We start from the raw sequence: 21,636 nt of genomic DNA, 5'->3' as shown, positions 1-21,636 counted from the left end.
GATTGGGGATTATTCGATTCTCTATTGGGGATTTGGGATTATTCGATTTGCGATTATTCTATTGGGGATTATTCGATTGGGGATTGGGGATTTGGGATTATTCGATTTCCGATTATTCGATTGGGGATTGGGGATTATTCGATTCTCTATTGGAGATTTGGGATTATTCGATTTGCGATTATTCTATTGGGGATTGGGGATTTGGGATTATTCGATTGGGGATTGGGGATTGGGATTTTTGGTGTCAACTTAATATTTAAACCCATAATAAATCTTAAGAGCGGCGCAAGACTGCTCTTGTCCCACCCTCTACTCCCCGGAGGCGGGGGGCGTCGGCGGGAGATCCGGGGAAAGAAAACACCCTAGATGAGAGAAATAATGCCCCATGCCCTATGCCCCATGCCCCATGCCCTATTTCTGATTCTTGATAATATCCTCTAATTTTTTACCTTGAGGAAGTTCGGTAAAAACGCGATCGCCCGATGCGGCACCCTCTAAAATCTGAATCTTGTTGCCAATAGTCGAGCCAACCGTAACAGGCTTAAACTTCGGCTGTTGTTTTTCATCAGGAACCAGCACACCCGTTTGACCTTTATTAGTCACAATTGCCACCGTCGGCACAACTAAAGCATTGCTCAGCTTTTGACCAACAAATCTCAAATCTACGTTCATTCCCGATTGCAATAAATCCTTGCCAGTATCAATCGCTACCCGCACTTGAAACAGCGTCACATCTCGTTCTTTCACAGCTTCCGGTGCAATCAATTTAACCTTGCCTTTAAACACCTTATCTGGATAAGCATCAGCGACTATTTCAACTTCTTGACCCGGTTTAATTTGACTGATATCTGCCTCCGGGACTTTCGCCAAAACTTCCACCTCTCTAGCTAGAGCGACAATCGATGTCGAAGTTGCCGAAGTTGCTTCCGATGCCGAAGTTGCCGGAGTTACAAAAGCTCCTTGAATGGCGTATCTTTGGGTAATAACTCCAGCAAAAGGAGCGCGAACTTTCGTATCTTCTAACTGCACTTCTTGATAGCGGACTTGAGCTTGAGCTTCCGCTAATTCAGCTTTAGCTTGAGCTATTTCTTCTGGGCGAGAACCGTTTTCTTGTTCGGCTAATTGGCTTTTTGCTTCAGCAACTGCTGCTTCGGCTTTGGCGATTTCTTCTGGACGGCTGCCGTTTTCTACTTGTGCTAATTTGCTTTTTGCTTCGGCAACTTCTGCTTCGGCTTTCGCAATTTCTTCCGAGCGCGTGCCATTTTGCAATTGCTTCAATGCTTGCTGCTCGACTTGGACAGCAGCTTGCAGTTGCTGAATTTGCGACTCCCGACTTTCTTGCAGTTGTTGCAGGCGTTTTTGGGATTCTATTAATTTAGCTTGGGCAGTGCGATTTTCTTTGATCAGTTCATCGAGTTTATCTTTAGCAAGAGCACCTTCTTGCACTAACGGTCGATTGCGTGCCACCCGTTGAGCGGTTAGTTCGGCTTCGGCTTTACTCGAGTCAATTTGCGTTTGTGCTTGGGCAATTTCTTGTTTGACACTGCCGGTTTGAGCATCTGCTAAACGAGCTTGAGCTTGGGCTAAACGAGCTCGCGCTTGACTGACTTCTTCAACGCGGCTGCCGGCTCGCAGTTGCTGCAAGTTTGCTTGAGTTTGCTGCAAGCGGGCTCTGGCTCCTGCAACTTCTTCCACGCGGCTGCCGGCTTGGACTTGCGCGAGACTGGCTTCGGCTTGCTCTAAGCGCGCTCGGGCGCTAGCGATGTCTTCCGATCGATTCCCGGCTTCAATTTTGGCGAGTTTGGCTCGCGCGCTGGCTTCCCGGGCTTTAGCTTGAGCGAGTTGAGCTTCTACATCGCGGCTTTCCATGCGCGCCACAATCTGTCCTGCTTCGACTCTATCGCCCTGTTCGACAAATAATTCTGCTATGCGCCCGGAGCCTTTAGGGCTGAGATTCACGCGCTGTACGGGCTGCACCGTGCCGCTAGACGTAATCCGCACCGTAAGGTTTTGCGCTTCCACCGGCACTGTCATACTGGCGATCGCATCTACTTTCGGCTGCGATCGACTTTTTACTATATATATGGTGGTCGGTACAGCTAGCAACCCGGCTGCCACCAACCCAATCGCCCATCGCTGCGGTTTGCGCGCGGGTTTCTTCGGAGACTGCTTTTGGGCGGTTTTGTTATCTGCAATTTGGGTCTCTGCGGCCTTGGTGTCTACAGTCTGAGTATCTTCCACCTTGACCTGAGCAGTTTCCTTTTTAGGGCTAACGATCATACCGACTCACCTACTTTAATCTCAGGATTACCTTTAAGGTAAAATTTTTGCTGATGCTTGGCATCGTCTTTGAGACTCATCCGATTGGGTGATTTAAAAAAAGTTCCCCAACCAGCACCTGTAAACGATTATAGCCAATCGTTGCAATTTATTAACTAATGTTAAGTTTTTTCAGCCTAAAGAGGTGGGTCTAAACAGGATCTCTCCCGGCTGCTGGCAAATAAAAATATATTTTAGTAAATAATATCATTTTTGGGATCTAGGAGCGCGCTCCTTACCAGCAACAAAAGCGGATCGACCAGCGGGCGATCGACCGTCACTCGCTCATTGCGGACTCGTGTTAGCGATCGCAGCGGGCTCTGCCAGTGAATCCCTCGTAACGACACAATATTAAGATCGGGACTTAGACCGTCACGCTATATATAGCGTGACAAAAGTTACGAACGCCCGTTAAATCGGAATGGGCGATCGTTATAAGATTAAAAATTGAACTGCTATGCGCGAGCGCGCTCCTTTCCTGTTAATACAAGTACGCAACGTATAGTTTGGTCTTTCAGTTCAAGTTTGAGGTAGTCTGACAGTAATTTCTGCTTTAATTTGTCTACTGTTTTTTCCCCAGCCCAAATCCTACTACCGCCCTCAAACGCCCTTTTGGAATGTCGTTTAGGTGCAAGTACATCCCGGTTGGATTTATCAGTTCCTCTACCCAACTCTGCAACTAACCTGCCAGACAGTATCTTGATTCATCCGCTAATACTGGGCTTTCCACTTGTGACAATGGAGTTGGTCAACGAGGCTGCGGACTTTGCTGCGTGTGTAAGCACTTGTATCTCGGGCTTGACAATAGTGTGCGATGGAAATACCTTCGATCCCGGCTGCCGAAATACCTGCATCTCGGGCTACACAATACGTTGTGACGGAAATACGTTGTAGTAATTCAGCTGCGCACGGGCACTCGGCAGACTAATTACCCTATATCGCTAGTTTGCTCGATTATCCCCGGGCTGGCTAATCACGTTAATCAGCACAAGTTAATGCCACAAAACCCTCTTGTTTTGATGAGTCTTGATAGGTGCTGCACTAACTTAGTCGATCGCTATCAATGGTGGGATCTGGATGCAAGGAATGACTCGCCAGCCTCGAATATTCGAGGCTGGCGAGTCATCACCACAAAGGAGGGAAATTGATGAACTACTCTATGAAATATCAGCTGAAATTTGTTGCCCCCCGACTTTCAGCAGACTTGGTTTCAACCGAAGCTTTGTCCCACATTTACAAATTAGCCCAAATCCTACCACCCCTCTCAAACGCGCTTTTGGAATGTCGTTTAGGTGCAAGTGCATCCCAGTTGGATTTATCAGTTCCTCTACCCAACTCTGCAATTAACCTGCCAGACAGTATCTTGATTCATCCTGTATGGAAACGCTGTCAGAATTTATCCCAGGATTTAGCTGAGGCCAAATCTTCCCTGCACCAAAGGGTAAATGCTATCTGGCTCGAGTTCGATGTGGATGGGCAGCCATCAAACGTGCCAATTCCCTGCATTGGGCTGCATTTGAATCAGGAAGTTGCCTGTGATTTTCAATCGCTGCGAGAAATGGCTCTAAAGTTGCTCGATCATCCACTTTCCTCGCACCGTGAGTCGAATCTTCATCTGTGTTTTGAGGCTTTACCTGCTGACGCAAAAATTATTTTTATTGGTGCGGCGCTGTCTCGCCAATCTGATGCTATAAGGTTGATTATAAGCGGAATTCCTCCAGCTCAATTCTCAGCATATTTAGCACATATTGGTTGGAGCGGTTCAGTTAATGAACTGGAAGAGGTTATTTCAAGCATATCCGGTCTTGTGGATAATATCGTCCTGAGCTTCGATGTGGGTGATACCATATTTCCCAGTATTGGACTGGAATGTTATGTCACAGAAGAGGCAGAAGAGGAACCTCGGTGGCAGTTATTTTTGGATCATCTCGTCACAACTGGGCTGTGTACTCCAGCGAAGAGAAACGCTCTCCTCGGATGGCTAGGATATGAACAGAAAGCGTTAAAACGAGCATTTCAATTTGGCAAAAAAATATGGGACAGAATCCAGAATGCTGCAACTTCATTTGGTAGCTTAGTGGGGGTAAACAAAAGTGAGAAGCATCCAGGGGTAAATATCTTTAGTAGGTTCACAATCAGTACCAAAATTGTTTACCAACCCGGTATTCCCTTGGAGGCTAAAGGATATCTAGGGTTATGACCTGATTGATTAATTCAGTCAATTAGCGACACCAAAAGTATTGTCAATCGAAACCATTAGTTGCTGCAAAGTAATTTGACTTTTTGGATCTTTAACCATGCTTGATAATCTTACCCTCGCTGGCTTTGCTGGCCGCGCCAGCAACCTATCTGAGCGCCTCTCAATCACTAAACAATTGGCTGAGGGCAACACCTTGCTGGCTTGCACTGGGCAGCTCAGCCCGCTCGATACTTGGACGCTGAACAAATTGGCTGGCAAGTTAGCCGCAACACAAGTCAAGCAGCAGATTTATGAGCAATTGGCAAGCAACATACCTACAAAGGACAACTTGCAACAACTGCTAGCTGATTACAAGTTGTACGAACAAAATCTGACCAACTTGTCTGAGTCGGACCGGGTACAGTTTATGCAACCTCATGCTACATGGTTGAACCTGTACCAAGCCGCACTGGCAAAGCTGGATTTACCGCAGGCTGATTTTGCGGGCAGCTGGTGGTATGAGGGCGATATTTACTACAGACGCTTTGGCAAAGTTTGCGAACCATTTCTGCGTTGGCTGCAACAAACACTGCAACCCATCTGCGCTGAAGTTAATCAGGCTACCACTAATTACATCATTAATCAGCAAGTTATCGCTAATATTCAGCTTCAACTGCTAAATCGCTTTGAAAAATTGCTAGCTCATGCGATCGAGGCTGATATAAAGCTTTACTGTCACCAAAACAAGCTCGCCCCATCATCCGATGCTCAAGCCTATGTAAATTACTTTGAACAGACCTTTAATAACGAGCAGAGTTATCACCGCTTTTATTGCAAGTTTCCCGTACTCGGGCGTTGGTTAGCTCAAGTTACCAATTTTTTAAGTAAAATTGGTGAAGAACTGATACAGCATTTGACGAGCGATCGCGCTGAAATCAGCGCCACCTTTTTTGGGGGGCTACCCCTGAAGCAAATCAAATCTTTCAAATTAGGTCAGTCTGACTCTCATGCTGGCGGTCATAGCGTGGTCGTGGTCGAGCTAGAGTTAGCGAACTCGCACCAAGGAACTATTGTTTACAAACCCCGCTGTATAAAATCTGAAGCTGCATTGCAAGGTTTACTCGAAACCTTGACCAAAGCTGAAGCGATCGAGTTTGCGGCTTATCGAGTGCTTTGTAAAGATAGCTATGGTTATGCCGAGTTTCTCCCCGTACAAAATCATACCCAAAGCAAAGAAGTTGTCGAGAAATTTTACAATCAGCTAGGCGGTTATTTAGCCATCTTTCATATCTTAGGCGGCAGCGATCTTCATTTTGAAAACATTCTCGTCTCCAACTGCAACGCCTTCATCTGCGACTGCGAAACTGTCTTGGAATTGCTACCGCGTCGCCTGGAAAAAATTTCCGATTCACTGTCTGATTCAGTGTTTAGAACAGGGATGCTGGATTGGCCGCGCGCCAATACACCCGATGCTAGCAATCGGATAAACCTAAGCGCCTATAGTGGTGGGGAATCTTACGAGACACCCTTTGCTGTACCCCAAATTAACAACCGCGTGTCATTATCCCTGGCAGTTGAACGCAAAATTGGTGTCCGCGTTGAGGTAGAAGCTACGAATCGCATCTATTACAACGGTCAGTTGGTACGTCCGCACGATTATCAACAATGCATTGTGGACGGGTTTAACAAGGTTTACGGCTGGGTGCAACAAAACCCTACGCAAGCAATAAAGCTGATCGAAGAGTTATTCGCACCTTCCTCAGTGCGCTTTGTGAATCGAGCCACACAGATTTATGCTCACTTACTTGATGCCGCGCAACATCCTAAATGCTTAGCGGATCCGCTGGAAGTCGATTTGGTTTTCCACACTTTAATTGAACATCCGCGCCTGTGGGATGATACCGGCAAGCTAGCTGAACTTGAATTAAAGGCTTTGTGGCAGTTAGATATTCCCATCTTTGCTGCAAAGGCCGATAGCAAAGACCTGATTTATAACTATCAGCTGCAGTTGTCCGATTCTCTGTCGATTTCGCCCTTGAATAATGCAGTCGATCGCATTAAACGGTTATCCGCGGACAGCCAAATCCGACAGAACCAGTATATTTATGCTAGCTTGTGCAGCGGCGAAATTAACAGCCCACACTTTGTTGCTTCAGCGGTTGATTATGCTCAGCAAATTGGGATGCAATTGTGTTCGCTACTCCAAAAACCGTCTAAGTCGGCTCCTTGGCAAACGATAGATTACACCCCTACTGGTAAACGTTTGGTCGATATTAATAGTTCGCTGTACAGTGGTTCAGCCGGAATCTGTCTGTTTTTCGCTTACCTGGACGCAATTCAACCGAAGGCAGAATTTCGCCAAACTGCAGAGCGGGCGCTTGTCCATGCTATCGAACAACGCGATCCGACAATGATCGGGGCTTTCCAGGGCACGGCAGGTCTGATTTATCTGTTGACACACCTCGCCAAGTTCTGGGGCAAACCAGCTCTGCTGGAGCAGGCTAGTGAATTATGTGCTGAGATGACACCACGCATTAGTCAAGATGATTACTACGATATCATCCACGGCGCTGGGGGGTTGATTCCCGTCATGCTTGGTCTAGCACAGGCAACGTGCGGTAAGGGCATGAATTGCGCGAACATCTGCGCCGAACACTCACTGCAGCAGGCGATTCGCGTGGACGAGACGCTCTCGTAGCCCTGTAACCCCGAGTTAGGGCGAGGCAATCTAACTGGCTTTTCCCACGGCGCAAGCGGCATCGGCTGGGCGCTAATTCAGCTAGGCTGCCACACCAACAACCCGGAGTACATTACAGCTGGTCGTCAGGCCTTTGCCTATGAACCAACCCAATTTGATGCAGCGGAGGGCAATTGGTATGACTTGCGGACATCAGTGATGACTAAACAAGATTCAGGGCCAAAGTTTGCTCATTTTTGATGTAGTGGCGCGGCGGGGATTGGCTTGAGTCGCATTGATAGTTGGGCGACTTTAGGCCGAACGGACGAGGATATCTTGCGTGAAGCTTACACGGCGTTAGAGGCAATGCTTCGTAATTTTCACAGGCTGGAAAATGATTCCCTGTGCCACGGCAAAGCAGGTGGTGCGGAGCTATTACTGAGATTCGGTAAGCTCGTAAACGAGCCTTATCTGCAGATGGAAGCTAATGTACAGGCGACAACACAGTGGCGCAACTTTGAGAAGGCCCGACGTTGGACCTGCGGTGCAGGTGGTAGCGATGTGTTGCCCGACATGATGACCGGGTTGGCAGGCATTGGGATGCACTTTTTGCGTTTGGCCTATCCGGAGCGAGTTCCTTCACCGCTGCTACTCGATCCGCCGCTACTAGCGAAATCAATCAACTCAACCGAGCTAGCTAAGGATATGGCAAACATAGAGCCTAACTAGCCAGCCAATCAATTAATGTGTTCGAGCGCAACATGAATAGATTTGACCGTCAGTTATGGAAGCGATTTTTAGGACTTACCCAACCTTACTGGTATCCAGTCGAGCAAGGAGGAGGACGAACATTTCTTGGGTTGTTACTGCTGCTACTGCTATTCATCTTCACTACTTTCTTTATTGTGGTCAGCACAGTCAGCTTAGTGGGTCAGCATTATTTTCCGAAACTCTCTAGCAGTATTGCCCCAGGCTTTGCTGAATCTGTAGCTGATATTATCAATTCTCCAGCTATTTATGGGGTTGTGTTATGTTTATTTACTCCAATTCTCGGCTTTTTATACTACAAAATCCCGTTGAGAAATCATAGGCTGCCCTGGATTTTGTTAGCTGTATCACTATTGTTGTTGCTATCATCCATTGCTTTGGATGTAATCAGCACTTATGTAAGCAGAGACATTATAAATGCCTTTGCCGAAAAAGATGTTAAAAGCACTTTTCGTCTGTTATTTTTATACGGCAGTGTGTTTGCCGTCACTACACCGATTGTCGTCTTCTACGGCTACCTCACAAAGAAACTTGGACTCCACTGGTATGGGTGGCTAACCAATTATTTTCTGAATAAGTATTTCCACAATCGGGCTTATTATGAAATTGGCTCCAACCTTGATATTGACAATCCAGATCAGCGCATCTCGGAAGAAATTGAGTCATTTATCCTAAGTACTGTGCAAATTTTGTTAGGTATTTTCACTCAAGCCCTTAATCTAATTGCGTTTATTGGAGTTCTTTGGTCTATTTCTAAAGCGCTGGTCGCTGTTTTGTTTCTATACTCTATGTTTGGCAATGTCGCAACAGTTTTTTTAGGCAAACGACTGATCGGGCTCAACTTCAATCAAAGCCGACGAAATGCAGACTTCCGCTATGGCTTAGTTCATGTCCGCAATCATGCTGAATCGATTGCCTTTTTTCGGGGAGAAGATAAGGAATCAAGGCTTGTAAGACAGCGACTTTCTGCGCTACTCCAGAACTTTAATCTACTGATTAGATGTCAGCGGAATCTGGATTTTTTTACACAAGGATATAACTATTTTGTTCTCATCTTACCTTACTTAGTAGTAACCCCTTTGTTTTTCAAGGGTCAAATTGAGTTGGGCGCAATTCCCCAAGCGGGTATTGCCTTCAATCAGGTTTTAAGTAGCCTGTCGATGATAGTGAGACAGTTTGAATCCCTGAGTGCCTTTGCCGCTAAGATTCATCGCTTAGCCAGCTTTGCAGAAGCCTTGGAAGCGTTAAAGCCAGGACATCGCTCTGAAAGCTGCGTAAACCAAAACGCCCAAACAATTGATACAGTCGAAGATTTTCATCTAGCCCTCGAACACATCACCTTACAAACCCCTAACTATGAACGGATATTAGTCAAAAACTTGTCAGTCTCAATTGAAGCCGGTAAAGGACTGCTGATTGTGGGTTCTAGTGGCTGTGGCAAAAGTTCTCTGCTACGGGCACTCGCAGGTTTGTGGAAAACTGGCTCAGGTCGCGTAGTGCGACCAAATCTAGAAGAAATGATGTTTTTGCCCCAGCGGCCTTACATGATTTTGGGTTCCCTGCGTGACCAGCTACTATACCCCAACAGCACGGGTGAACTCACAGACGAGGAACTGTATCAGGTTTTGGAACAAGTCAATCTGCAAGACCTACCTACAAGAGTTGGCGGTTTGGATGTAGAACTCAACTGGGACGAGGTTTTGTCATTAGGAGAACAACAGCGCATCGCTTTTGCACGGCTGCTACTTGTGTGTCCCCGCTACGCCATCTTGGATGAAGCTACAAGCGCGTTGGATCTCAAAAACGAAGAAGCTCTCTATCAGCAGTTACAAGAGACTAAAACAACTTTTATCAGCGTCGGTCACAGATCGAGCTTGTTGAAGTATCATCAACGGGTTCTGGAACTATTTGGGGATTCCAGTTGGCGGCTGACATCAACTCAAGACTACTGCGCCGATGCCAGTTCCTTTGCCTAAGACCCGTGCATGACAACTTAGATAGACAGTCCTGGACGCAGTCACGCTATATATAGCGTGACAAAAGTTACGATCGCCCGTTATATCGTTTCCGGTTGCATCGGAATAATAAAATCGAGTCAACAGTTAACACTCAACGATTCAGTTTTTCGACCCGCCCGTCAACAGTCAAAAGTCAACAATAATTCCGGTGCAACCGGAATTGATATTAAATAGGAATGGGCGATCGCTCAAACACTTGCACTCTATATATACCGTGCCTGCGTCCAGGACTGAAGATGCTTACTCTCATAAACCCGGCTGCTGCCAGAAATAATAGGTTTGTCCGCGAAGCATCCGCGCAGAAACCCCGTTTCACGGGTAGCGGTGCGTAAATCCTGAATCCATATCCGCCCTGTGCCCACAACAGGTTAAAATATTTTTCAAATCCGTTAAGAATGGAAAATCAAAACAATGAATCGTCCTCAAAGCGTTACAGTTCTAGCAATCTTGCAGCTAATTAGCGGCATTTTCAGTCTGCTTGACGGCTTGTTCATCTTACTTTTTGCAGGCATTTTTGGCGGTCTCGGTGCCGCTGTCGGTGGGGCGAAAGTTGGCACTGTAATCGGCGGCTTCATTGCAATTTTTGCTGGGATAAGTTTTATTTTAGGGCTTCTCTCCTTACTCTTAACTTGGGGTTTGTTTCAACTAAAAAATTGGGCTTGGACGGGAACGTTAATTGTCCATATCATCGCCACCCTCGCGCAAATTGTCAAATTGTTTGGCAGCGGCGGTACAGCAGTCAATTTTTTAACTCTGGGTTTTGCAGTGGCTAGCATTTACTACCTGCTGCAGCCGGATGTTAAACAAGCATTTCGTGTCTGATTTCCTTTTCATTAACGGTACTGAATTCTCGGATCTAAAAAAGCATAGGAGATATCAACCGCCAGATTAATCAGTACAAAAGTTACAGCCACAAAAATTACTCCTCCTTGGACAATTGGGTAATCCCGCGTCAGAATACCCGTATAAATCCAAGAACCAATTCCCGGCCACGAGAAAATCGTTTCAGTCAGAATAGCGCCGCCTAAAAGAGTGCCGAACTGCAAACCTATAGTTGTGACGATCGGCAAAAACGCATTTTTCAAAGCGTGTTTCAAAATCACCCAATATTCCGGCAATCCCTTAGCCCTGGCAGTGCGGATGTAATCTTGAGAAAGCACTTCCAGCATCGCAGAACGAGTGATGCGAGCTATAATCGCCAGAGGAATAGTTCCTAAAGTCAAAGCTGGAAGGATTAAATGGGCGATCGCATCCCGCAAAGCCGCCAAATCCCACCTCAGCAACGCATCCAAAACATAAACACCCGTAATCGACTTAAAACCAAACCCCAAATCTACACTGATCCGCCCGCTAGGAGGCAGCCATTTCAGATAAACAGCAAACAAATAAATCAACATCAATCCCAACCAATACACGGGCAAAGATACGCCAATTAACGAACCGCTCATCGCGAGATTGTCCAGCCAGCTATTTTTCCGCACAGCAGCCAAAATACCCGCCGGAATTCCGATAAAAAGTGCCACCAACATCGCCACCACAGACAGCTCAAAAGTAGCAGGCCAGCGACTTCTAATTTCATCAATTATCGGAATACCGCTAATAATGCTATTTCCCAAATCCAAGCGCAGCAAACTCCATAAAAAAGCTAAATATTGCAAAGGTAAAGGCTGATTCAGACCCAACCTTGCTCTCAAAACTTCCACCTGTTCGGGAGTTCCCCGTTCTCCCAAAAGCACTGTAGCTGGGTCTCCCGGTATCAAATGCAAAAAAGTAAATACTAGCAGAGTGATTCCGAAAAGGACTGGCAATAGTCCCAGCAAACGTTTAGCAATATATTGAAACATCAGTCGATCTCATTCACCTTGCAAATTTGCCAAAATCCGATCGACCGTTTCTTCTACCGTTAGATGGGTTGAATCCAGCCAGTAGCCAAGGCGAGGAGTTTCGCTACGGAGAATGCGATCGAAGGCATAAACCATTGTTTCGTTGGCATATCCGGTTTTCGTTCTTGCTGCATCCCGTGCCGCTACAACTTCTGCCTTCGGACACAGAACGATCGCGGACAACGGCAAATCGTGGAAAGTAGCAACTACCTCAGCCAGTGCCGGACCAATGATTATATCTTGATAAACGACCGTAAAACCAGCCTGGAGATAGTGTCGCGCTGCCATTGCTGCTAGGTGATACCGCAGTTGAAGCTGCTGATATGCCTCTGCTGACAAATTTAACGCCATTTGGGCCTGTCCGTTCACAATCATGCGACGAAAGATATCGCCGCGAAGGTGGACACTTTTGGGCAACCGTTCGGCAAGTGATTGGGCCACACTTGATTTTCCGGCAGCCATATTCCCGGTAATCAAAATAATTTGTGGCTGATGATTTGCAGGTTGCTGATTGCTCTCCATACTGTTTGTTAACGTAAATTCATGTAAAGTAAGATAACCCAGGAGAGGTGTCTCGATCTAAACTCTCAATTTTTGCTCACTTCCTCAAAAGACTCAGACCCCAAAGGACTCGGGATCCAACCTTGAATATTCTTGCGTTTCCCTAAAAGCGGCTGCGAATGTACGATCGGCAAACGCACAGCTTCCCCGTGCAAAATCTCGCTAACTTCCGCATAAATTTTCCTCCTAGCTGCTTTATCCCCACTCGCCCTCCCCCGATCCAAAAGTTCCAAAACTTTCGGATTTTTCCAATTTCCCAAATCCGCCGTCGAACCCGGCCCGAAGTGAGGATAATAAAAATTGTCTGGATCGCCATAATCTCCCGTCCAACCCATCATAAAAGCTTGAAATCCGGGAGGTTTGAGCCGATCGGCCAAATAAGCAGACCAATCCTTTGTCAGCAATTTTACCCGAATCCCGATCGCGCTCAAATCCGCCGCCAAAGCCTCAGCGATCGGCTTCGGCGTGGGAAAATAGGGACGGCTGACGGGCATATACCACAAATCCAAATCAAAACCGTTCGGATAACCAGCTTTCGCCAGCATTGCTTTAGCTTGCTGCGGGTTAAATTCATAATCTTTAACTCGATCGGACGCCGCCCAATTCAGCGCAGGCGGGATAAATTGCGGATCGTGTTTTCCGAGTTCTCCCCAGAAAGCTTTGACTATGGCTGGCTTGTTAATTGTTTGGGCGATCGCCCGCCTGACTTCCGGTTTTGACAAAGGTTCGTAACTCGGATTTAAAGCTAAATAACCGACATTAAAAGAAGGTCGCACAACAGCGTCTAAATTAGGATCTCCCTGAACTTCTGGCAGTTGATCCGGCGTTAAATCCACAGTAAAATCAAGTTGTCCTGCTCGCAACTGAGCCAATCTCGCCGCCGGATCGTCAACAAAACGAATTACCAATTGATTGACTTTTGGCGCGCCAGATTTCCAATAATTGGGATTTTTCTCCAAAACAATGCGATCGCCCGATCGCCATTCCTGAAACACAAAAGGTCCCGTACCCACCGCCAGGGACCCCGGAGTGCCGTATTTAGCACCAGCTTTTTTCACCGCCGCCGGACTCGCCATCCCGAAATAACCAGACCCAATCGCCGAGGGAAAACCAGCAAAAGGTTGATTTAAAACAAACTTAATCGTAGACTTATCAACAACTGCCACATCTTTTACCAGGGAATTTTTATCTCCCTTAAAGCCACCAAAAAGATCCTTCCAAATTTGATAAGTTTTGCCAGATTCTCGATAACCGTTAGGATTTTTCGCATCCCACCAGCGCTCGACATTAAACTTAACAGCTTCCGCGTCAAAATCCGTACCATCGTGAAACTTTACCCCCGAACGCAACTTAAAAGTCCAAGTTTTGGCATCTGTAGAACTTGACCATTCAGTAGCGAGACTCGGCTCAAGTTCCACAGTTCCCGGTTTGAAATCAGTCAAGCGATTGTAAATTTGGTCGATCGCAATCACCGAATTGCCATCAGTAATATTTCCCGGTTCCAGATTTACCGGCTGACCCCCCGCACCGTAAACCAAAGCCCCTGGAGGAATTGCAGCAGGAGCGATCGGACTGGGAGAATTATTGCTAGCAGTATTTGAAGGAGTGCCGCAATTTGATAAAATTACAGCCACCCCAAAAACCATACCCAATAAAACCAAACGCCATAATTTTAACAATTTCATCTCAATATCTCCCCTTGACTAGCAAACTGCACTCATCTAATAAATTGGTAACTCTCCCCAGCTCTCCCCTCTGCGCTCTCTGCGCTCTCTGCGGTTAATTTAATTAATTCTATATTAAAACAAAACACAATCTAAATATAATTCTCACTTCTCCTCAATTGACCGATAATAAAACATTGTCCGATACCGAGAAAGTCCCGTGAATACACAGCAAGTTACAAATTTAATTAACCAACCAATTCGAGTAGGCGTGCTCGGCTACGGCGGACTCTGCCAAGCAGCCGCGAGGGTACTCGCTCCCAAAGGCGAAATGCTCTGGGTAGCAGCAGCACACCAAAAAGTTATGCTTATGCGGCAGAAGGATTGAACTCTCAGAAATGCGAGGTCATTTACAAATCTCAAGCTTCTTTAGGTTATTTAGAACCAGGGGGAATTTTGAGCGATCGCAGCATTCAAGAACTCATCCAAACCGCCACAAAAGTAGACGGCTATTTCCTAGCCGTGCCCAATCTTCCCAACAATTTCATGGCATCTGTAGCCAGACAATTTATCGAATCCGGGTGGCAAGGAGTATTAGTAGATGCTATCAAACGCACCAGCGCAGTTGAGCAACTGCTCGCCCTGAAATCCGAACTCCAAGCAGCAGGAATTACCTACATGACAGGCTGCGGTGCAACGCCGGGATTGCTAACAGCAGCCGCATTAGCAGCTCAAAGTTACGCAGAAATTCACAGCGTCAAAATCACCTTTGGAGTCGGAATTGCCAATGGGGAAGCTTATCGAGCCACGATTCGCGAAGATATCGCTCATTTGCCCGGTTATGACGTACCGAAAGCCCAAGCAATGACCAAGAATTTCTTAATGGTACAAGCCCCCGGATTTATCCGTGGAATCAATCCCTTTTCGAAAATTTAAAATCCTCAAGCCCCCGCATTGATCCGTGGGGTCAATCTAAAATCTAAAATCTAAAATCTAAAATCGATTGACCGATGCAGAAGTGGAAGCGCTGTTAGATAGCACTGGCGGTTTATTGAAGCTCGAAAATATGGAACACGCCGAGGATATCATGTTGGAGTTGGCGGGAATTTGCGCGCGCGATCGAGTCACAGTCGGCGGCATCGTCGATACCCGAAATCCCAAAAAACCCCTCAGTACCAACGCCCAAATTACTGGCCGCACCTTCGAGGGCAAAATCTCTACTCACACCTTTACTTTAGGCGACGAAACCAGCATGGCAGCCAACGTTTGCGGCCCGGCATTCGGCTATCTCAAAGCAGGAGTAATGCTGCACAAAAAAGGCATTCACGGCTTATTCACCTCCACCGAAATCATGCCTTTATTTGTGCGCTAACAGCGGTAGAGCAATTCTCAATTGCCGACAAGGAAATTACCACACAGCAATGCTGTGTCCCTACCCGAGAAATAAATTTTAGATTTTAGATGTTAGAGGCGATCGCACGGATGAATTCGTTCGTAGCTCGATCGGACGCGGAGCTTTTTTCTCGCTTGAAAGTTCTTTTATTTTGCCAAACTCGGGTAAAGCGTTGCCATCCCTTGCGGTTCATGGCTGTATTTACCGCTGTACTGCGGTCGATAGGTCTCGTTATACAAACAAAGGCTGTTGGGATTTTGCATCACAAACTGCATCATTTGCCGATGGGCCTCACCTCGAAAGAACTGTTTCAGGTCATGTTCAAAGCGCCAGTAACTGACCGCGACCACTTCGTTGGGTCCGCAAATTCCAGTTTTCACTTGCACGCAGCCTTCAGCTTTGGCAGTGGCACTCCGGATCCAGAATAGATTTTTCCACATCCAGAAAAACCCCGCGCGATCGCGTGCCAAAATACCGTTGACAAACACAACCGCCTCTGGTTGTTCCGGCAAATCGATTTGGTAAATAGAATAGCTCTTTGCACTTGCCATCTTCAGACTCCTTTGCAGTATTGTTATCCGCGAGCCGTTTGTTCAAAAAACATAATATTCACTAAATTGAATATGCACTCTAATATATATTCAATTTAGTGAATATGTCAACCCATAGCCCATGTCTCTTACCTATGCCATTTTGTCGGTCTTAGTCAGCGCCCCCAGCAGCGGCTATGACCTTGCCAAGCGGTTCAACCCCTCCGTGGAAGGGTCGGTTGGTTTTTTCTGGAATGCCACATTCCAACAGATTTATCGAGAATTGAACCGCTTGGAAGAAAAACAGTGGCTGCAAGCGGAATCCGTCCAGCAGGAAAATCGACCGGACAAACGTATCTATACGTTGACGGCAATGGGTAAACAGCAGTTGTGCCAGTGGATAGCGGAGCCGGAAGAGATGGCACCGATCAAGGATGATTTGCTTGTGAAACTCTATGCGGGGCATCTGATGCCTAGCCAGACGATGCTGGCCAAGCTGGAAGCGCATCGCCGGCAACATCAGCAGCGATTAGCGATTTATCAAGAAATTAAGAGCCAGAATTGCCAAAATCCGCAAGCATTGTCAAAAACCCTAAAGTTTCAGTACATGACGTTGCTGCGCGGAATTCACTACGAAACAGGCTGGCTAGCCTGGTGTGATGAAATCGTGCTGTTGCTGGAATAGGTTGATGGGGTTTTTTTGCCTTCTTCCTTCTGCCGATTCAACCAATCTCATCTGCATCAGGATCGATACCCATAGCCAGCAGCCGCTCTGCAAGTCGCGCCGCTTTTTGTTCCGCCCGTTCAGCACGCTGACGTTCTTGTTCAGCACGTTGATGCTCCTGTTCAGCACGTTGATATTCCTGTTCAGTTCTCAGTTTTTCAAGTTCAGCTCTTTCGTCACCAATTAATAACAAATTCCCCTGACTATCCCACCACCGCAACCAAATTTGCGTTTGATTTTGATAACTTCCCTGCCACAGTCCCAACTCAATTTCTAACGGTTCAATAGGATAGTGACCCCGTTGATTTGGTACGAGTTTTTGATAAGACAAGTCTCTCAAATGATAGACTTCTAACTTATCGTTGCTAATTTCATAAATGCCGTAGTAAGGAATGCGAATAATTTGCTCGTAAACCCAAAATTTACCCGGTTTTTGCACCTCTCCTTCATCAGTTATCAACAGAGGAGTTGCATCCCGTTCTTCGCTGCCGTTTCCGCTGGCAAATTCCAAGGCAATTAAAGGTGCCAGATGTTCTCGCCACAGCACGTAAGAACGGCGATATTTTCCCTGTTCCGGGCGCGGTGAAACATTCGGCACGTAGAACCAATCTGGAGCTTCTGCCCCTTGTTCCGGTGGCTCGGTTTCTCGCCAATAAATACCGCAATCTTGTCCTATGCAGTAGCGTCCGTCGGGATGTCGGCGCTCCAAAACAGGCCCGATAGAATCCGTCAGAATTATACTTTGAGGATGCTCCTGAAAATTTTTCACGAAAGTACCGTCAGACTCTGGAAGTTGTGTATGGTCGGGAAATGCGGGGGGCAGACCTATGTCAATTAATGTTTCCGACATAATTTTAGGGCGATCGGAGCTATTGTTTGCAATTTTATTATAGTTTCTAACAATTAAGCAATAGAGTCACAAGCCCCAAAGCCGCGATTGCAAATCTCAAATCGAGTCTAGCAAGTGGCGTGGCTTGAGGGGGCTTGTGACTTGTTCGATCTAAAATATCGATGCGAAAATGCACCTTAATAGGCAACAGTCAATCGATTTTAGATTTGAGATTTGAGATTTTAGATTGACTTGCGCGAGATAAATGCTCTTTCTTGAGGATTTTCGAAAATCGATTTGGGATTGATTCCACGGATAAATCACGTGGCGGGTACCACCTTTGAAATTCTTGGTCATTTGGCAGCGAATAAATTGAGGACTCTCAACTTCATCAAGTAGGGCGCTCAAACCATTCAAAAACGTTTTTAACTGCTAAATCGATCGTTTCCCGGTCTTCATAAATTAGGATTTATTAGTACAGGTTCGGCGAGCCACACCTGCGGTTAATACCCAAATTTATTTACTAATACTAGAATAGACTAACCAAATTCTTAAAAGGTATGACCAATGAATAAAAAGGAAAGACAGGAATTGCATGAGAGTGTAAAAGAATAATTGCGACACGTGAGAGAGAGACTGAATGATTCCAATCTCAGTGAAGAAGAGTGGAGAATACTTGATAAAAAAGAAGACAAGCTGATTGCGCCGAACCTGAGATTATCTCTAGATTTAGAGAGAGAGAGTAATTCGGAATTAGTAAGTCAAGTTAAATAGGATATCACTGTAATTCCTGATGCCTTAAAATATTGAAAGTCAGAGCTATTACACTGACTTTCTAGCGGGCTGCCAAAAACTGCTCATTGCGAAGGCTACAAATCAAAACTCTCTTCACCAATACTTCCGAGTTCCCCGCTACCCAGAAACTCTTCCTCCTCTACTTCCTCAATCCCAGAGTCGAAACTTTCCAACACAAACGGCAAACCAGCGGCCATCAAACCCCGTTGAATCAGTTCCGGCGTTTCATCAAACAAAACAAATAGCGGATGAACAGCCTCAGCTTCATCGCTATAAATATGTCTGTAGCGGTGCGGCATCACCCATTCGTAACCTTTATCCAGCCAAACCTGAGACTGCCGCCAGCGGCCGAGCAACTCTGAAAACTCTTCGCCCGGACGATGAATGAAAATCAAAATTTCCACTCCTATTTTAACTTTCCATTCAGGATCGCACATCAAAATCGCCAAATCGCACGGCAAACAAACTGCCTGTCCGGGCGATATGCTAGTGCCGCCGCTTCCCGCATAAGAAACCCCGTCCCGCAAGCGCGCAATTGGCAAAGGAATTGTGATTAAACTCTCAAGGGCGCGGCGGATACTGGGAATCATTTCCATGTAAACCCGATATTTTTTTAGCAGGGCGATCGCGGCAGAAGATTCGCTGTACTCTGCTAGTAAGGCCTCGTAATGTGATTGTTTAACAGACATTTTCCAACCAAAGAATAAGTAATTACTAATTGCTGCTAATTCCTGAGCGATCGCTTCTCGTTACCAGCAAGACCTTGATAATGAAGATTTGGAGGCTCTACCTTCAAATTGTTTTGTCTTTTTAATCGAGGTTGTGCTTTCTCCAAAGGTCTTCCCAGGCAGAGCCTGGGAACCATTGAAATAGTCATTGGTTATGCGTTAATTGATACTAACTAATAACTAATAACTAATTAGCCTTTTTTTACAGCTTCTGGAACACTGCGAACATCGGCAGATACATGGACAGCAAAATCGAACCTACGATCCCACCGACGACAACAATCATCAGAGGTTCTAGCATACTGGTAAGTCCTTTTACAGCTTCTTCCACTTCCGTTTCGTAGAAAGCGCCAACTTTCATCAGCATCTTGTCAAGTTCCCCTGTCTCCTCGCCAATTGCCATCATTTGAATGGCCAAAGACGGAAAAACAGCTTGTTCTTGCAAAGCAATACTGATCATGCCGCCGCTTTGAATTTCCTGCCGGGCATATTCGATCGCATTAGATATCGCCTGATTCCCAGCCACATCTCGCACAATTTCCAAAGAATTGAGAATCGGCACGCCCGATCGCGTCAGCGACCCAAATATCACGCAAAACCTAGCCACAGCAGATTTTTCGATCAAATCTCCAAAAACCGGCAACTTCATGGCAATCCGATCAATTTGTAGGCGACCTACTGGAGTTTTGTAGTACATATCGAAGGAAATTTTGAGCGCTATAATTACCCCAATAACTGTTACCTGTTGGATAGGAGGCCAAGCCGTACAAAATGCACTAATTGCCAACATCATCACCGTAAAAGCCGGTAAATCTGCACCAATATCCTTAAAGATTTTGGCGAAAGTTGGCAGCAAGAATATGGTCATTGCGAAAAAAATCACGATTGCAATGCCCAACACAGTCTTCGGATAAGACATCGCCGAATTAATTTCAGATTCCGTCTTGTGATTTTTTTCCATCATCACCGCCAGACGGTCTAGGGTTTCATCTAGCACCCCCCCGACTTCTCCCGCCGCAACCATACTGATAAACAGTTGGTCAAAAACATCAGGAAACTTAGCCATCGCCTCTGCCAAGTTTATCCCCTCCTGCACGTCAGCATTCATGCTTCTGAGCGCTCGCTTCAGCTTAGCATTAGAACACTGTTCGTGCAGCACGGAAAGGCATCTAACGATCGCCACCCCTGCATTAAACATAGCCGCAAACTGACGAGCAAAAATAGCCAGATCCTTAATAGTAAGACTGGTAAGGTTATACTCGATTTGCTCCTGAATCTTACTGAAATCAAAGCCACCTTTCGGTTTTTCGCGGATAACGTTGGTAGCCACAGCTCACCTCTGAAAATTTATTAAAAGTTATAACTCATCAGTCATCAGTCACCAGTCATCAGTTCTTTCTGCGGACTCCTGACTAATGACTGCTGACTGAATTAATGAGATCCTACCTTGGCGCCAACAGGTGCCGGGCCGATCAAGCGTTCGAGTTCGTCAGCCTTAGAAGCCTTAGCCATTGCCGATTCCCAAGTGACTTTACCGCTCTTGTAAAGTTCAGCTAGGGCCATTTCCATAGTCCTCATACCCAATTTCGCGCCCATTTGGATTTGGGAGTAAATCATTGGAGTTTTGCCCTCCCGGATCAAGTTCGCCATAGCTGGAGTATTCACCATGATTTCCATAGCGCAGCAGCGGCCGCCCCCAACTTTTATTACCAAATTTTGGCTGCAAATTCCCACCAAAGAGTTAGACACCTGGGCGCGAACCTGGGGTTGTTGAATGGGCGGGAACACGTCCAAAATCCGATCTATCGTTGCAGCCGCCGAATTAGTGTGCAGCGTTCCCATCACCATGTGACCGGTTTCTGCTGCGGAAATTGCCAGACCGATGGTTTCCAAGTCCCGCATTTCCCCCACCAGAATTACATCAGGATCTTCGCGCAAAGCAGCTTTCAGCGCATTAGCAAAGCTCTTAGTATCTTCGCCCTTTTGGCGCTGGTGAAACAAACTCTTGATATTAGGAAACACGTATTCGATCGGATCTTCAACTGTGAGAATGTGTTCCGCCCGCGTCCGGTTGATCAGATCCAACAAAGCCGCCATCGTAGTAGTTTTCCCGGAACCTGTTTGCCCCGTCACCAACAGCATACCCCTGGGTCTTTCCGTGAGATCCCGCAAAATTTGCGGCACGCCTAAAGCATCTGCATTAGGAATCTTAGAAGCCAGAGCCCGCATACAAGCAGCCCAAGCACCCCGCTCCCGGTAGACATTGACGCGGAACCGAGCCAATCCCCGAACGCCGTAAGCGCAGTCGAGTTCCCACTCCATTTCCAACTGCTTGCGCTGCATATTGTTGAGCATTTGGAAAATTAGGATCTGCACTTCCTCAGCAGCCAGAATGTCGCCGTATTGCGTCTGAGGAGTTAGTTTACCGCTGACTCGGAAGAATATAGGCGCGCCCGCTTGGATGTGTATGTCCGAACCCCCTTGCTCTACCAGGGACTCCAGTACGTCTTCAATCATCAGACCCATAGATACCTTTCCTCGATCGAATGGATAGTTATTGACCAATCT

General features: G+C 46.5%; 16 protein-coding genes and 3 pseudogenes. 9 read left to right on the top strand and 10 right to left on the bottom strand.

The genetic code is table 11. The annotated features are described in order from the left end of the window. Positions 1 to 411 precede the first annotated feature (411 nt). On the bottom strand, positions 412 to 2,280 hold the full coding sequence (locus tag QUB56_RS18900) for an efflux RND transporter periplasmic adaptor subunit (protein WP_332957214.1): 1,869 nt from the start codon (positions 2,278 to 2,280) through the stop codon (positions 412 to 414). A 233-nt stretch (positions 2,281 to 2,513) separates the two neighbouring features. Continuing rightward, positions 2,514 to 2,666, bottom strand: coding sequence for a hypothetical protein (locus tag QUB56_RS18895; protein WP_332957212.1), 153 nt, complete (start codon positions 2,664 to 2,666; stop codon positions 2,514 to 2,516). A gap of 391 nt (positions 2,667 to 3,057) precedes the next feature. Here QUB56_RS18895 and QUB56_RS18890 point away from each other — a divergent pair, with 391 nt between their 5' ends. The 6 genes and pseudogenes from QUB56_RS18890 (at position 3,058) to QUB56_RS18865 (ending at position 10,783) form a co-directional block, all read left to right on the top strand. Continuing rightward, on the top strand, positions 3,058 to 3,213 hold the full coding sequence (locus tag QUB56_RS18890; protein ID WP_332957229.1) for a cinnamycin family lantibiotic: 156 nt from the start codon (positions 3,058 to 3,060) through the stop codon (positions 3,211 to 3,213). 101 nt (positions 3,214 to 3,314) lie between these two features. Next, the gene (locus tag QUB56_RS18885; RefSeq protein ID WP_332957211.1) at positions 3,315 to 3,467 is read left to right on the top strand and encodes a hypothetical protein; all 153 of its coding nucleotides are present in this window, start codon (positions 3,315 to 3,317) and stop codon (positions 3,465 to 3,467) included. Next, positions 3,467 to 4,519, top strand: coding sequence for a hypothetical protein (locus QUB56_RS18880; RefSeq protein ID WP_332957210.1), 1,053 nt, complete (start codon positions 3,467 to 3,469; stop codon positions 4,517 to 4,519). Before QUB56_RS18885 ends, QUB56_RS18880 begins: the two co-directional genes overlap by 1 nt. A 97-nt stretch (positions 4,520 to 4,616) precedes the next feature. Further along, positions 4,617 to 7,904, top strand: a pseudogene (locus QUB56_RS18875) (type 2 lanthipeptide synthetase LanM family protein). A 32-nt stretch (positions 7,905 to 7,936) separates the two neighbouring features. Then, positions 7,937 to 9,919, top strand: a complete 1,983-nt coding sequence (locus tag QUB56_RS18870) for an ABC transporter ATP-binding protein/permease (RefSeq protein WP_332957209.1) — start codon at positions 7,937 to 7,939, stop codon at positions 9,917 to 9,919. A 453-nt stretch (positions 9,920 to 10,372) separates the two neighbouring features. Beyond that, positions 10,373 to 10,783, top strand: coding sequence for a hypothetical protein (locus QUB56_RS18865; protein WP_332957207.1), 411 nt, complete (start codon positions 10,373 to 10,375; stop codon positions 10,781 to 10,783). 11 nt (positions 10,784 to 10,794) lie between these two features. On the opposite strand, the gene QUB56_RS18860 is transcribed toward QUB56_RS18865, so the two are convergent. The 3 genes from QUB56_RS18860 to QUB56_RS18850 form a co-directional block, all read right to left on the bottom strand. Then, entirely contained in the window at positions 10,795 to 11,805 is a 1,011-nt protein-coding gene (locus QUB56_RS18860; RefSeq protein WP_332957205.1) for an ABC transporter permease, read from the bottom strand. Positions 11,806 to 11,814: 9 nt separating this feature from the next. After that, positions 11,815 to 12,366, bottom strand: coding sequence for an AAA family ATPase (locus tag QUB56_RS18855; RefSeq protein WP_332957203.1), 552 nt, complete (start codon positions 12,364 to 12,366; stop codon positions 11,815 to 11,817). Between the two features lie 65 nt (positions 12,367 to 12,431). Continuing rightward, positions 12,432 to 14,090 (bottom strand): ABC transporter substrate-binding protein, encoded by a 1,659-nt coding sequence (locus QUB56_RS18850; RefSeq protein WP_332957201.1) that lies wholly within the window; start codon positions 14,088 to 14,090, stop codon positions 12,432 to 12,434. 199 nt (positions 14,091 to 14,289) lie between these two features. On the opposite strand from QUB56_RS18850, the pseudogene QUB56_RS18845 reads away from it, so the two are divergent. Further along, a pseudogene (locus QUB56_RS18845) lies at positions 14,290 to 14,936 on the top strand (saccharopine dehydrogenase-like oxidoreductase); the annotation flags it as partial. Positions 14,937 to 15,075: 139 nt separating this feature from the next. Next, positions 15,076 to 15,441, top strand: a pseudogene (locus tag QUB56_RS18840) (saccharopine dehydrogenase-like oxidoreductase); the annotation flags it as partial. Positions 15,442 to 15,608: 167 nt separating this feature from the next. On the opposite strand, the gene QUB56_RS18835 reads toward QUB56_RS18840, so the two are convergent. Next, positions 15,609 to 16,013: a monooxygenase family protein gene (locus QUB56_RS18835; RefSeq protein ID WP_332957199.1), complete on the bottom strand. Its 405-nt coding sequence runs from the start codon at positions 16,011 to 16,013 to the stop codon at positions 15,609 to 15,611. A gap of 121 nt (positions 16,014 to 16,134) precedes the next feature. On the opposite strand from QUB56_RS18835, the gene QUB56_RS18830 reads away from it, so the two are divergent. After that, the gene (locus QUB56_RS18830) at positions 16,135 to 16,677 is read left to right on the top strand and encodes a PadR family transcriptional regulator (protein WP_332957198.1); all 543 of its coding nucleotides are present in this window, start codon (positions 16,135 to 16,137) and stop codon (positions 16,675 to 16,677) included. Between the two features lie 37 nt (positions 16,678 to 16,714). Here QUB56_RS18830 and QUB56_RS18825 read toward each other — a convergent pair whose 3' ends face one another. The 4 genes from QUB56_RS18825 to QUB56_RS18810 all read right to left on the bottom strand — a co-directional run bounded on the left by QUB56_RS18825 (position 16,715) and on the right by QUB56_RS18810 (position 21,594). Beyond that, the gene (locus tag QUB56_RS18825) at positions 16,715 to 17,566 is read right to left on the bottom strand and encodes a Uma2 family endonuclease (protein WP_332957197.1); all 852 of its coding nucleotides are present in this window, start codon (positions 17,564 to 17,566) and stop codon (positions 16,715 to 16,717) included. A gap of 848 nt (positions 17,567 to 18,414) precedes the next feature. Further along, complete coding sequence (locus QUB56_RS18820) at positions 18,415 to 19,029, bottom strand: hypothetical protein (RefSeq protein WP_332957196.1); 615 nt, start codon at positions 19,027 to 19,029, stop codon at positions 18,415 to 18,417. 241 nt (positions 19,030 to 19,270) lie between these two features. Beyond that, complete coding sequence (locus tag QUB56_RS18815) at positions 19,271 to 20,398, bottom strand: type II secretion system F family protein (protein WP_332957195.1); 1,128 nt, start codon at positions 20,396 to 20,398, stop codon at positions 19,271 to 19,273. 101 nt (positions 20,399 to 20,499) lie between these two features. Beyond that, on the bottom strand, positions 20,500 to 21,594 hold the full coding sequence (locus QUB56_RS18810) for a type IV pilus twitching motility protein PilT (protein WP_332957193.1): 1,095 nt from the start codon (positions 21,592 to 21,594) through the stop codon (positions 20,500 to 20,502). Positions 21,595 to 21,636 lie beyond the last annotated feature (42 nt).

The sequence above is a fragment of the Microcoleus sp. AR_TQ3_B6 genome, from assembly GCF_036702785.1.
In the GTDB taxonomy this organism is placed as follows: Bacteria; Cyanobacteriota; Cyanobacteriia; order Cyanobacteriales; family Microcoleaceae; genus Microcoleus.
The sequence above is the reverse complement of the archived record's forward strand: the minus strand, read 5'-3'. Positions and strand labels throughout refer to the sequence as shown.